Raw genomic sequence first — 11,789 nt, forward strand, 5'->3', positions numbered from 1 at the left:
CCCCCCCCCCCCCCCCCGCCCGGCGGGTCGGGGCCGTCGCAGTCCTCCGGGCACGCGGGACCGGCGACTGCCGCGCCGAGCGCGACCGGCCGGGGCACGGCCGCTCCGAGCCGCCCGGCGCCGGGCCCGACGTCCTCCCGTACGGCGTCGCCCGCGCCGGCGGACCTCACCTGGGGTGCCGCCGAGCGCGCGGACACGGACCGGCGCTGGTGCGAGAAGGTGACCGTGCCCTTCCGTAACTCGGGCGGTAAGCCCGTACGTTCGGGCACGGTGACGTTCGGGACGCACGTCATCGGCGCGCTCGGCGTCGACTGGGGGACGGTGGAGTCGACCGCCGCGCTCCCGGTGCCGATCGGCCCGGGGGCGCGCACGGACCACACCTGGACGGTGTGCGTCGACGCCTGGCGCGTGCCGCTCGGCATGCACATCGAGACGCGCGACGCCTCCGTCCGGTGGGAGTAGGGCCGCGGGGCCTTACTTGGCGAACGCCAGCGCGGCGACCCCCGCCACGACGACGAGCGCCACGACGACGCCGATGATCAGACCGATGCGGGGGCCCGAGGAGGAGGCCGCCGCCTGCTGCTGCCGCCCCTGGGGGGCCTCGTCGACGAACGCGCGGAACATCTGGGTGCTGCCTGCGGGGTCGTAGTTGCCCTGGGGGCCCTGGGTGTTAGCCATGGCCCGAGACACTAGCGAATCCGGGGGTCCGGCCCAAGTGCGGGGCCACCGGGACAGACAGGGGCACCCCGCCCGCGCGCACCTGCATATTTACGTTCGCAATACTTGCCTTTGCCGAGTTTTTGCGCCCAGTCGACCCCATGTATTTGCCTGCAGCAACCAACCTATCTATGGTTGCCCTAAGCAACGAATGCGGGAGGTGTGATGGCCGAGCAGGCGCAGTACGAAGAGCTGGTGCGTCAGCTCAGTGCCGTCGGAGCCGTGAAGCGGGACCTGGGGCGCATCCTGCCGCCCGACTGCCCGACCGGGTCGGCCGCCGTGCTGACCCTGCTGGGCCGCCACGGCGACATGCGCATGAGCAAGCTCGCCGAGCTGCTAGCCGTGGACATGTCGGTCACCAGCCGGCACGTCGCGCACGTCGCCGCGCGCGGCTGGATAGAGCGGCACCCGGACCCCGCGGACAAGCGCTCGCGCATCCTGCGCCTGACGCCCGCGGGCCTTGAGCAGCTCGACGAGCTGACCCTGCGGACCACGCACCTGCTCGCCGAGCGGCTGAGCGACTGGACCGACGACGAGGTCGGTCAGCTCATCCGGCTGATGACGCGGCTGCGCGCCAGCTTCGGCGACTGCCGGTCCGCCCCGCCGCGGCACGCGTCCGCCACGGCCCCCGTGTTCGAAGAGACCACCCGTACACCCGCAAGCACGTAAGAGAAGGAAGCCCATGGCAACGACCACACCAGCCGGTGTGCGGGCTCACGCCAAGCACGGGGGAGGCGCAGGCCAGGCCCCGATGACGCACCGGCAGATCATGGAGGCCCTGTCCGGGCTGCTGCTCGGCATGTTCGTGGCGATCCTGTCGTCCACGATCGTCTCCAACGCCCTGCCGCACATCATCGGCGACCTCGGCGGCGGTCAGTCCGCCTACACCTGGGTGGTCACCGCCGCCCTGCTGTCGATGACCGCGGCCACTCCCCTGTGGGGCAAGCTCGCCGACCTGTACAGCAAGAAGGCGCTCGTCCAGATAGCCCTGATCATCTACGTCGTCGCCTCGATGGCGGCCGGCCTGTCGCAGAACCCCGGCATGCTGATCGCCTGCCGTGTGGTGCAGGGCATCGGCGTCGGCGGTCTGTCCGCCCTGGCGCAGATCGTCATGGCGGCGATGATCTCCCCGCGTGAGCGCGGCCGTTACTCCGGCTACCTGGGTGCCACCTTCGCCGTCGCCACCGTCGGCGGCCCGCTGCTCGGCGGTGTCATCACCGACACCTCCTGGCTGGGCTGGCGCTGGTGCTTCTACGTCGGTGTCCCCTTCGCGATCATCGCGCTGATCGTGCTGCAGAAGACCCTGCACCTGCCCGTGGTCAAGCGCGAGGTCAAGGTCGACTGGGGCGGCGCGACCCTCATCTCCGCCGCCGTCTCCCTGCTGCTCGTCTGGGTCACCTTCGCCGGTGACAAGTACGACTGGGTGTCCTGGCAGACGTACACGATGGTCGGCGGCTCGGTCCTGCTCGGCGCGCTCTTCGTCCTCGTCGAGGCGAAGGCCAGCGAGCCGATCATCCCGCTGCGCCTGTTCCGCAACCGCACCATCACGCTCGCGTCGCTGGCCTCGCTGTTCGTCGGTGTCGCGATGTTCACCGGCACGGTCTTCTTCAGCCAGTACTTCCAGCTCGCCCGCGACAAGTCCCCCACGATGTCCGGCGTCCTGACCATCCCGATGATCGGCGGCCTGTTCATCTCCTCGACCGTCTCGGGTCAGTTCATCACCCGTACCGGCCGCTGGAAGGCGTGGCTGGTCAGCGGTGGCGTCCTGGTGACGGCCGGCCTGGCGCTGCTCGGCGGTATCCGGTACGACACCGACTACTGGAAGATGGCCATCTTCATGGCCCTGCTGGGTCTCGGCATCGGCATGATGATGCAGAACCTGGTCCTCGCCACGCAGAACCAGGTGGCGCCCTCCGACCTCGGCTCGGCCAGCTCCACGGTCACCTTCTTCCGCTCCCTCGGCGGTGCGGTCGGCGTCTCGGCGCTGGGTGCGGTGATGTCCCACCGGATCACGCACTACGTCAAGGACGGCATCTCCGCGCTCAGCCCCAAGTACCAGGCCGCCCTGGCCGGCTCCAGCTCCACCGACAGCATCCCGGACATGAACGCGCTGCCGAAGCCGATCCGGACGCTGCTGGAGAGCGCCTACGGCCACGGCATCGCGGACGTCTTCCTGATCGCGGCCGCCCTCGCCGCCGTCGCCTTCCTGATCACGCTGTTCATCAAGGAGGTCCCGCTGCGGACCAAGGGTGGTCTCGCCCAGGCCGCCGAGGGCGAGGCCCCGGTGACCGACCCGGCCGCCGCCCCGGCCGTCGCCGAGGCGCAGCAGATCCCGGCGCAGCTCGCCGTCGCCGCCGAGACCGCGCCCGCGGCCACGGCCCCGGCGGCCGCCACCGCGACGCAGCAGCTCGCCGCCGTCGCCACGGTCGCCGGGTCCGGCGCCGCCGACGGCACCCCGGTGCACGGCTTCGTCCGCGGCGCCGAGAGCGCCCCGGTCCCGCAGGCCGCGGTCACCCTGATCTCGCTGGCCGGCCGCCAGCTCGGCCGCGCGGTCGCCCAGGCCGACGGCTCCTACGCGGTGGACGCGCCGGGCACCGGCTCGTACGTGCTGATCGCCTCCGCCGACGGCTACCAGCCGCAGGCATCCACGGTCGTGGTGGGCGAGGAGCCGCTGGCGTACGACATCCTGCTCAGCGGCACCAGCGGCCTGACCGGTGTGGTCCGGGCGGCCGGCAGCGCGCTGCCGGTCAAGGACGCCATGGTGATCGTCACCGACGTGCGCGGGGACCTGCTGGCCACCGCCGCCAGCGGTGAGCACGGCGAGTTCGCCTTCACCGACCTGGTGCCGGGCACGGTGACCGTCGCGGTCAACGCGAGCGGCTACCGGCCGCGCGCGCTGCCCGTCGAGGTCGCCACCACCGGGATCACCCGGGTCGAGGTCGACCTGGACGCCGGCGCCCGGCTCCAGGGTGTCGTCCGGGCCCCGCACGGCCCGCTGGCCGACGCCCGGGTGACCCTGGTGGACCAGGCGGGCAACGTGGTCGGCACGGCCACCACCGGGACGGACGGGGCGTACGCCTTCACCGACCTGGACACCGGCGAGTACACCGTCATCGCGACCGGCTACCCCCCGGTGGCCACCGCACTGACCGTCGCCGGCGCCGGTGTCGACGACCACGACGTCGAACTCGCCCACCCCGGCGAGTAGTTCGACCCACGGCCCGGGGGGGGGGGGGGGGGGGGGGGGGGGGGGGGGGGGGGGGGGGGGGGGGGGGGGGGGGGNCCCCCCCCCCCCCCCCCCCCCCCCCCCCCCCCCCCCCCCCCCCCCCCCCCCCCGGGCCGGTTTCATCCGACCGATTTGTATGGCTTTCCAGGGAGAAAACGGGATGGGACTGACCGCGAGGATCCGCACCCGGGACGGATGGGCCGTCTCGCACGCGGTCGTCACGGTGACCGACATGACCGGTACGCAGGTGCTGCGCGCCGAGGCGGACCCCGAGGGCGCCGTACGGGACACCACCGAGCTGACGCCGGGGGCGTACACCGTGATCGTGACCGCGGTCGGGTACGCGCCCGCCGCCTCCAGCGCGATCGTCACCGCGAGCGGGCGGGCCGAGGTCGGGACGGTGACGCTGGCCCGGCAGGGGGGCGGCGAACTGCCGCCGCCCGGCCCCTGGACCATCGACCCGGCGCACTCCTCGGTCGCCGCCGTCGCCCAGCACCTCGGCATCTCCAGCGTGCACGGCCGGTTCACGGAGTTCGGCGGCACCATCGAGATCGCCCCCGACGACATCACCAAGTCCCGGGTGGAGGCGGTCATCCGGGCCGCGTCCGTCGACACCGGCAACGGCATGCGCGACACGCACCTGCGCTCCGGCGACTTCCTCGACGTCGAGCGGCACCCGGAGATCACCTACCGCTCCACCGGTCTGACCCAGGCGGGCCCGGACCGCTGGACGGTCCACGGCGAACTGGCCATGCGCGGGGTGGTGCGCCCGGTCGATCTGGACCTGGCCTACCTCGGCACCGGCGCCGACCCGTGGGGCGGCACCCGCGCCGCCTTCCGCGCCACCGCCGAACTGCACCGCGAGGACTTCGCGATGAACTACAACCAGGTCCTGCAGGCGGGCATCGCCGCCATCGGCACGACGCTCAGGATCGAGCTGGACGTGCAGGCGGTCCAGGGCGAGTCACTGCCCACCGCCTGACGGCGCCCGGCCCCCGACCCGGGCCACCAGGCGGGCGCACAGGTCACGCAGTTTGACGTTGCGGTCCTGGGAGGCCCTCACGAGGCGGCGCATCGCCGCCTCGGCGTCGAGCCGCTCCCGCGCCATGACGATGCCGACGGCCTGGTCGATGACGCTGCGGGAGAGCAGCGCGAGCCGCACGTCGGCGGCGGAGGAGCGCTCGCGCTCGACGCGCAGCGCGGTGTTCACCGCTGCGCCGACCCGGGCCGCCAGGTCCCGGGCCCGCGGCCGGTCCTCGCCCAGCGCGCCCGGCACGGTGCCGTACAGGTTGAGCGCGGCGCCCGCCTCGTCCTCGACGTCCAGCGGCAGCGCCAGCACACAGCGCACCCCGGTGGACAGGGCGTACGCCGTGTACTCCGGCCAGCGCGCCTCGTCGGCCAGGTCCGGCGCGTACTGCTCCTGGCGGGTCTCGGCCGCGTCGACGCACGGGCCCGACCCGTTCTCGTACTGCCGCTGGTCGAGCCCGCCGGGCAGCGTCCCGCTCCCGGCGAGGGTCAGCAGCCGGTCGGACCGGCTCACCGTGATGCTGCAGGCGGCGGCACCGGCCACCTCGCCCACCGCGCGGTCGGTCAGGTCGCGCAACAGCGTGTCCAGTCCGCCGCCGCGCGCCATGACCTGCTCCAGCGCCTCCGATGTGTCAGGTCTCATGTCCTACGGGTATCCCGGCTGCGGCCGCCGATGCGGGAACCTACGAGTCGGCCGACCGGACGATGCGCCGGGCCAGGTCACGGAGCTTGGTGTTCTCCCGCTGGGAGGCGCGGACCAGGCTCTCGAAAGCGGCCGCCGCGTCGATGTCGAGCCGCTCCATGAGGATGCCGGTGGCCTGGCCGATGAGGTCCCGGGTGTGCATGGCCTCGGTGAGCTGCTCCCGGACCGTCACCGAGTTCAGGGCGAGGCTGACATGGGTGGTGAGGAGGCGGCCGAGCCGGGTGGCGGTCTCGTCGAAGGCGTGCGGATCACGGGAGTAGGCCGTCAGCGCGGTCAGCCGGCGCTTGTCCGAGCGCAGCCGCATGGACAGCACCGAGCGCAGCCCGTACCCGGACAGCGCGCCCTGCCCGGGTGCGCCGTTGCCGTCCGCCACCCGCACCACGGGTGAGGTCCACAGCCGCTCCCAGTGCGGCAGGGCCGGGTTCTCGGCGTCCCGCACCACGTCGTCGGTCCAGGCGACCGTACGCAGGCTCTCGCCACGCTCCAGTTCGCTGACCCCGGCGTGCTCGGCTCCGGGCAGCAGGTGCACGGCCAGTTGGACGGCGGTGCTGAGCGTGGCGTGCGGGGTGGTGGTCTCATGCAGCTGTTGAGCCGCCACCGTGAGCGCTTCGGCCAGCTCAAGGCCGTCCGCAAAGCGTTCGAGATCAGAAATGTCAGACGAAGCCACCACGAACCTCTCGGATGACACGGCCCCACGGCCATGCTCAGGAGAGCTCCGCAGCACATTCCCGACTGCGAGCACACGACACCTGCACTTTAGCTGCTCCATTGAGGTGAGGTGATGCCCGACCGGCCCGGACCGCCCGCGGCCGCCGTGCCGCGGCGACATCCCGAGCCTGTGCCCAGCAGGGTCAGGCTGAGCGGACCCCGCTCGCTCTAGGCTGCGCCCATGGCACCCAACATCGCGACGAACACCCGTGTGTCCCCGGCCGAACTGCTGGACTTCGTACGCCCCCGCCACCGCGCGATCCTGCTCACCCGGCGCGCCGACGGCGACCCGCAGGGCTCCCCGCTGACCTGCGGGGTCGACGACTCGGGCCGGATCGTGGTCTCCACGTACCCGGAGCGCGCGAAGACCCGCAACGCCCGGCGTGACCCCCGGGTCAGCCTCATCGTGCTGAGCGACGACTGGAACGGCCCCTGGGTCCAGATCGACGGCACGGCGGAGGTCGTCGACAGCCCCGACTCGGTGGAGCCGCTGGTCGAGTACTACCGGAACATCGCCGGCGAGCACCCGGACTGGGACGAGTACCGCGCGGCCATGCTCAAGCAGGGAAAGTCGATCATCCGGGTGACACCTGAACGCTGGGGGCCGGTGGCGACGGGCGGCTTCCCGGCTCGGCTGGCCGGCGACGCGTAGGGCCCGCCCCGCGCCGCGCGGCACGATCCGGACGACAGGTCCCGGTCAGCCGCGTTCGACCATCGCCTCGATGCCGGCCACCAGCAGGTCGAGGGCGAAGGCGAAGTCGCGGTCCATCATCTCGGCGACCGTGTCACCGCCGCGCGCGTCCCTGATCTCCTGGGACTCCTGGAGGTAGTCCGCGGCCCCCGGGTCCCGCCGGGCCGAGCTCATGGCCCGCTGGTAGTAGTCGTCCGGGGTCAGACCGGAGTCCGCGATACGGGACAGGAACTGGCCCTCCAGCGTGCCGTAGCCGTACACGAACTGGGACACGGCGGAGATGGCACCGGTCACCCGGTGCGCGGGCAGCCCGGCCCGGCGGACGACGTGCTGCACACCGCGGGAGAACGCGAGCGCGTGGGGGCCGATGTTGAGGTACCGGCCGGCCAGCGGCGACAGCCAGGGATGGCGGACCAGCAGCGCCCGGTACCCGGTGGCCAGCTCCCGCAGTTCCGCCCGCCAGTCGGCGCCGTCCCGCTCGGCGGGCAGCCGCAGCTCGCCGTAGGCCGCGTCGAGGGCGAGTTCGAGCAGGTCGTCCTTGGTGTCCACGTACCAGTACAGGGACATCGCGGTGACGTTCAGCGCGGCGGCCAGCCGCCGCATGGAGAAGCCCGCGAGCCCCCCGGCGTCCAGCAGCCGCACGCTCTCGGCGGTGATCCGCTCGCGGTCGAGACCCGAGGGCTGCGCGCTGCGCCCGCCGCGCCGCGCCCCGCCCTCCAGCCAGACGCTCTCCCGCGCCGCCCCAGCACCAGCCTTCGCCACCGACGCACCTCTCTCGAACTCCGGCCCCTTCCCGGGGATGCCAGGCGCGCGGGCCGCCCCGGGAGCGCGGGAAACTGCGCGATCCACCACATACCCCTTGGGCCGTGCGCCTACCCCGCCCGGCTCCTTCGCGGCGCACGGCGCACGGCGCGGACACGGGAAGGCGGTGGCCTTCCGGCCACCGCCTTCCCCGTCCCGTGCCGCTCGCGGGCGGATTCCTCAGCCGCTCGTCAGCCGCTCGCCTTCCGGGTGAGGTCGTAGAAGGTGGCCGAACCTACCGTCACCTTCTTGAAGTTGCTCCGCACCCAGGAGCTGATCTTCGAGCCCGAGCCGGTGCCTCCTGCCGTGCCGGCGCCCATGCCGCCGCCCATGCCGCCGCCGGCGATGAAGTAGTGGATCTTCCCTTCCGCCACGTACTTCTCGAACTGGGCCGGCGTCGGAGACGGGTCGGTGCCGTTGAAGCCGCCGATCGCCATCACCGGGTCACCGGTGGCCAGCTGGTAACCCGCCGCGTTCTGCGAGCCGATGGAGGCGGCGACCCAGGTGTAGTCGCCCGCGTCCGTCTCCAGCAGTCTCCTGGCCGCGGAGCTGACCTTCGCGCCGTCGAGCAGGCCGCCGGCACCGCCGCCGCCCGCACGGCCGCCTTCGCCTGCCGCACCGCCGCCGGGGAAGCCACCGCCCGGGAACCCGTTCCCGTTCTGCTGTCCCTGCTGTCCCTGCTGTCCCTGCTGACCCGGCTGGTTCTGGCCCTGGGTGCCGCCGTTCCGCCCCGGCATGCCGCCGCCCGGGAAGCCCTGGCCCTGGCCTTGTCCCTGGCCTTGCCCCGGGCCCGGCATGCCGCCACCGAAGCCTCCGCGCGCCCCGTCGCGCATCCCGCCGCCCGGACCGCCGCCGAAGCCCATCATGCTCGCGCCCGCCGGGCCGGCCGTCGGGATGGAGCCCGTGTGCGCGGAGTTCACCGTGCTGAGCGTGTACGCCGTCGGGCCGGCCAGCGCGGCCAGCAGACCCACCGCCGCCGCGCCCAGCGCGAGCCGCCGGGTGAGCCGGCCGGCGAAGACCAGGCCGAGCGCGGCCGCGAGCCCGCCGACCAGGACCAGCCACTTCAGCCAGGGCAGATAGCCGGGGGTGCGGTTCAGCAGGACGTAGCCCCAGGCGGCCGCGGCCACCACGGCACCCGCGAGGGTGATCGACGCCCAGGTCTTCGCGCGCTTCTCCCACAGCAGCCCGGCGCCCATGCCGGTGACGGCCGCGACGTAGGGCGCGAGGGCCACCGTGTAGTACTGGTGGAAGATGCCCGCCATGTAGCTGAAGACCACCATGGTGATCAGCAGCGAGCCGCCCCACACCAGGAACGAGGCGCGCGTGACGGACGTACGCCGGGCCCTGCGGGTCGCCCACAGGCCCGCGGCCAGCAGGATCAGCGCGGCCGGGATCAGCCACGAGATCTGGCCGCCGATCTCGGAGTTGAACATCCGGTCCCAGCCGGTGGAGCCCCAGCGCCCGGCGCCGTTGCCGCCACCGCCGCCGCCGACACTGCCGGTCTCGTCGCCGCTGATGCGGCCGAGGCCGTTGTAGCCGAAGGTCAGCTCCAGGAAGCTGTTGTCCTGCGAACCGCCGACGTAGGGGCGTGAGGAGGCCGGCCACAGCTCGACGACCGCCACCCACCAGCCGCCGGCCACGACGAGCGCGGCCGTGGCGAGGCCGAGCTGCGCCAGCCGCCTGCGCAGCCGCACCGGACCGCAGACGGCGTACACGATCGCCAGCGGCGGCAGGATCAGGAACGCCTGGAGCGTCTTGGCGAGGAACGCGAAGCCGATCGCGACCCCCGCCCACACCAGCCACCGGGTGCGTCCGTCCTCCACGGCCCGTACGACGAAGTAGCAGGCCAGCGACATCAGCAGGGCCAGCAGGGCGTCCGGGTTGTTGAACCGGAACATCAGCGCCGCGACCGGGGTGAGCGCCAGCACCGCGCCCGCGACCAGACCGGCCACCGGACCGAACCGGCGTCGTACGGCCGCGTACACGACCGCCACCGTGCCGACGCCCATGAGGACCTCGGGGGTGAGGATCGCCCACGAGTTCAGGCCGAAGATCCTCACCGACAGCTCCATCGGCCACATGAAGGCCGAGGGCTTGTCGACGGTGATGGCGTTGCCCCCGTCCAGCGAGCCGAAGAAGAACGCCTTCCAGGACGTGCTGCCCGCCTGGACGGCCGCCGAGTAGAAGGAGTTCGCGTAGCCGGAGGCGCTCAGGTCGTACAGGTAGGTGACGAGGGTGAGGACCAGCAGGCCGAGGAAGGCCGGGCGGGCCCAGCGGGGGTCCTCGGGGCGGCCCCGCCACAGCCTGCCCGGCGGGGTCCGCCGGGGCGCGCCGGGCCCGGGGGCCTCGGGGGGAGCCGTGGGTGGCGGGCCCCAGTCGGGTGCGCCGTGCGCCTCGGTCCGGTCGTAGTCGGTGGTCATCGAAGGTCCCCCGGGTCGGTGTCGTGAGGGTGCACCGGCTGGAGCCGCATGGTGGCGTCCCTCCAGCCGGTGTCCGCTGCCTCGTCGGCGCGGATCTGGGTGGTCGGGTACGAGGGGTAGGGCTGGTGCGGAACCGGCCGGTACGGCACGGCCGTCGCGCCGGCGGGCGCGTACGGGGCGTGGGGGGCGTGCGGGATGTGCGGTGCGCGTGGGGCGTCCGGGGCGGCCGGCGCCGAAGCGCCGTGCTCCGCACCGCGGTCCGGGAAGACCCAGGCGCGGAAGAGCAGGAAGCGCAGTACGGTCGCCGCGAGGTTGGCGGCGACGAGCACCGCCAGTTCGGTGGAGTGCGCCGGGCTGCCGCCGGCCGCGTCCAGGGCGGCCAGGGAGCCGCTGGTCAGCGCGAGTCCGATGGCGAAGACCACCAGGCCCTGCGCCTGGTGGCGGACCGCGCCGCCCCGGCCGCGCACCCCGAAGGTAAGCCTCCGGTTGGCGGCCGTGTTGGCGACCGCCGAGACCAGCAGGGCGAGCGCGTTGGCCGGCTGCGAGCCGGCGAACTGCCGGAAGCCGCTGTAGAGGAGCAGGTAGAACAGCGTGGAGAGGCCGCCGACCACGCAGAACCCGACGAGCTGGCGGGCCAGGCCGCGGGGCACGTCCTGGATGTCGCGGTCGCGTGGGTCGTCGCCGAACGGCCGGGTGAGCCGGTCCAACGGCAGCGAGCCGGTGGCCAGGGCCCTGCCGACGCGCCACACGCCCCTGAGGTCGTCGGTGGCCGTGCGCACGATGTGCACGGTGGAGTCCGGGTCGTCGACCCAGTCGACCGGCACCTCGTGGATCCTGAGCCCGGCCCGCTCGGCGAGCACCAGCAGCTCGGTGTCGAAGAACCAGCCGGTGTCCTCCACCAGCGGCAGCAGCACCTGGGCGACGTCCCGGCGGATCGCCTTGAAGCCGCACTGCGCGTCGGAGAAGCGGGCCTGCAGGGAGCCGCGCAGGATCAGGTTGTAGGCCCGGCTGATGAACTCGCGCTTCGGGCCGCGCACCACCCGGGAGGCGCGGGCCAGCCGGGAGCCGATCGCCAGGTCCGAGTGGCCCGAGATCAGCGGTGCCACCAGCGGCAGCAGGGCGTTGAGGTCGGTGGACAGGTCGACGTCCATGTACGCGAGGACCGGCGCCTCGGAGGCGGACCACACGGTCCCGAGGGCGCGGCCGCGGCCCTTCTGCTCCAGCCGGAAGCCGGTGACCTCGGGGAGTTCCGCCGCCAGCCGCGCCGCCACCAGCGGGGTGCCGTCCGTGGACGCGTTGTCCGCGATCGTGATGCGGAAGGCGTACGGGAAGGTGCGGGTCAGGTGCTCGTGCAGTCGGCGGACGCACGGCTGGAGGTCCTTCTCCTCGTTGTAGACGGGGATCACTACGTCCAGGACAGGCGTTCCGGCGTCTGTGGCCGGGAGGTGCTCCCGCGCCGGCAGGGTGCCGGGAGAAGAGTCGGTTCGCATGCACCGA

At 73.3% G+C, this 11,789-nt stretch carries 11 protein-coding genes and 1 pseudogene; 5 read left to right on the forward strand and 7 right to left on the reverse strand.

Translation table 11 applies throughout. The annotated features are described in order from the left end of the window. A pseudogene (locus V7E45_RS14385) lies at positions 1–197 on the reverse strand (AraC family transcriptional regulator); the annotation flags it as partial. Between the two features lie 73 nt (positions 198–270). Here V7E45_RS14385 and V7E45_RS14390 point away from each other — a divergent pair. After that, entirely contained in the window at positions 271–462 is a 192-nt protein-coding gene (locus tag V7E45_RS14390; protein WP_333774534.1) for a hypothetical protein, read from the forward strand. A gap of 12 nt (positions 463–474) precedes the next feature. Here V7E45_RS14390 and V7E45_RS14395 read toward each other — a convergent pair whose 3' ends face one another. Next, a complete protein-coding gene (locus V7E45_RS14395; RefSeq protein ID WP_333774535.1) occupies positions 475–678 on the reverse strand; it encodes a hypothetical protein in 204 nt (67 codons plus the stop codon). Positions 679–882: 204 nt separating this feature from the next. Between V7E45_RS14395 and V7E45_RS14400 the strand changes: the two genes are divergently transcribed. From V7E45_RS14400 to V7E45_RS14410, 3 genes are all read left to right on the forward strand, one after another. Next, a complete protein-coding gene (locus tag V7E45_RS14400) occupies positions 883–1,386 on the forward strand; it encodes a MarR family winged helix-turn-helix transcriptional regulator (protein ID WP_333774536.1) in 504 nt (167 codons plus the stop codon). A gap of 13 nt (positions 1,387–1,399) precedes the next feature. Continuing rightward, a complete protein-coding gene (locus V7E45_RS14405; RefSeq protein WP_333774537.1) occupies positions 1,400–3,925 on the forward strand; it encodes an MFS transporter in 2,526 nt (841 codons plus the stop codon). A gap of 178 nt (positions 3,926–4,103) precedes the next feature. After that, complete coding sequence (locus tag V7E45_RS14410; protein WP_333774538.1) at positions 4,104–4,925, forward strand: YceI family protein; 822 nt, start codon at positions 4,104–4,106, stop codon at positions 4,923–4,925. Here the strand turns inward: V7E45_RS14410 and V7E45_RS14415 are convergent. Together V7E45_RS14415 and V7E45_RS14420 are read right to left on the reverse strand one after the other, a co-directional pair. Continuing rightward, positions 4,908–5,612, reverse strand: a complete 705-nt coding sequence (locus V7E45_RS14415; RefSeq protein ID WP_333774539.1) for a GAF and ANTAR domain-containing protein — start codon at positions 5,610–5,612, stop codon at positions 4,908–4,910. The genes V7E45_RS14410 and V7E45_RS14415 overlap by 18 nt on opposite strands. A gap of 40 nt (positions 5,613–5,652) precedes the next feature. After that, the gene (locus V7E45_RS14420; RefSeq protein ID WP_333774540.1) at positions 5,653–6,339 is read right to left on the reverse strand and encodes a GAF and ANTAR domain-containing protein; all 687 of its coding nucleotides are present in this window, start codon (positions 6,337–6,339) and stop codon (positions 5,653–5,655) included. 222 nt (positions 6,340–6,561) lie between these two features. Here V7E45_RS14420 and V7E45_RS14425 point away from each other — a divergent pair, with 222 nt between their 5' ends. Then, positions 6,562–7,032: a PPOX class F420-dependent oxidoreductase gene (locus V7E45_RS14425; RefSeq protein WP_333774541.1), complete on the forward strand. Its 471-nt coding sequence runs from the start codon at positions 6,562–6,564 to the stop codon at positions 7,030–7,032. A gap of 45 nt (positions 7,033–7,077) precedes the next feature. Here V7E45_RS14425 and V7E45_RS14430 read toward each other — a convergent pair whose 3' ends face one another. The 3 genes from V7E45_RS14430 to V7E45_RS14440 form a co-directional block, all read right to left on the reverse strand. Continuing rightward, on the reverse strand, positions 7,078–7,833 hold the full coding sequence (locus tag V7E45_RS14430; RefSeq protein WP_333774542.1) for a TetR/AcrR family transcriptional regulator: 756 nt from the start codon (positions 7,831–7,833) through the stop codon (positions 7,078–7,080). Between the two features lie 230 nt (positions 7,834–8,063). Next, positions 8,064–10,292 carry a glycosyltransferase family 39 protein gene (locus V7E45_RS14435; RefSeq protein ID WP_333774543.1) on the reverse strand — a complete coding sequence of 743 codons (2,229 nt, stop codon included), beginning with the start codon at positions 10,290–10,292 and terminating at the stop codon, positions 8,064–8,066. Next, complete coding sequence (locus V7E45_RS14440; protein WP_333774544.1) at positions 10,289–11,782, reverse strand: bifunctional glycosyltransferase family 2/GtrA family protein; 1,494 nt, start codon at positions 11,780–11,782, stop codon at positions 10,289–10,291. Before V7E45_RS14440 ends, V7E45_RS14435 begins: the two co-directional genes overlap by 4 nt. Positions 11,783–11,789: the final 7 nt, after the last annotated feature.

This window comes from Streptomyces sp. IBSBF 3136, assembly GCF_036815105.1.
Classification (GTDB): Bacteria; Actinomycetota; Actinomycetes; order Streptomycetales; family Streptomycetaceae; genus Streptomyces.

What these genes read in the sequence shown, in the direction of transcription:
- V7E45_RS14395 (WP_333774535.1), bottom strand. Translation starts at nt 678, where the DNA reads ATGGCTAACACCCAGGGCCCCCAGGGCAACTACGACCCCGCAGGCAGC.
- V7E45_RS14400 (WP_333774536.1), top strand. Translation starts at nt 883, where the DNA reads ATGGCCGAGCAGGCGCAGTACGAAGAGCTGGTGCGTCAGCTCAGTGCC.
- V7E45_RS14405 (WP_333774537.1), top strand. Translation starts at nt 1,400, where the DNA reads ATGGCAACGACCACACCAGCCGGTGTGCGGGCTCACGCCAAGCACGGG.
- V7E45_RS14410 (WP_333774538.1), top strand. Translation starts at nt 4,104, where the DNA reads ATGGGACTGACCGCGAGGATCCGCACCCGGGACGGATGGGCCGTCTCG.
- V7E45_RS14415 (WP_333774539.1), bottom strand. Translation starts at nt 5,612, where the DNA reads ATGAGACCTGACACATCGGAGGCGCTGGAGCAGGTCATGGCGCGCGGC.
- V7E45_RS14425 (WP_333774541.1), top strand. Translation starts at nt 6,562, where the DNA reads ATGGCACCCAACATCGCGACGAACACCCGTGTGTCCCCGGCCGAACTG.
- V7E45_RS14435 (WP_333774543.1), bottom strand. Translation starts at nt 10,292, where the DNA reads ATGACCACCGACTACGACCGGACCGAGGCGCACGGCGCACCCGACTGG.
- V7E45_RS14440 (WP_333774544.1), bottom strand. Translation starts at nt 11,782, where the DNA reads ATGCGAACCGACTCTTCTCCCGGCACCCTGCCGGCGCGGGAGCACCTC.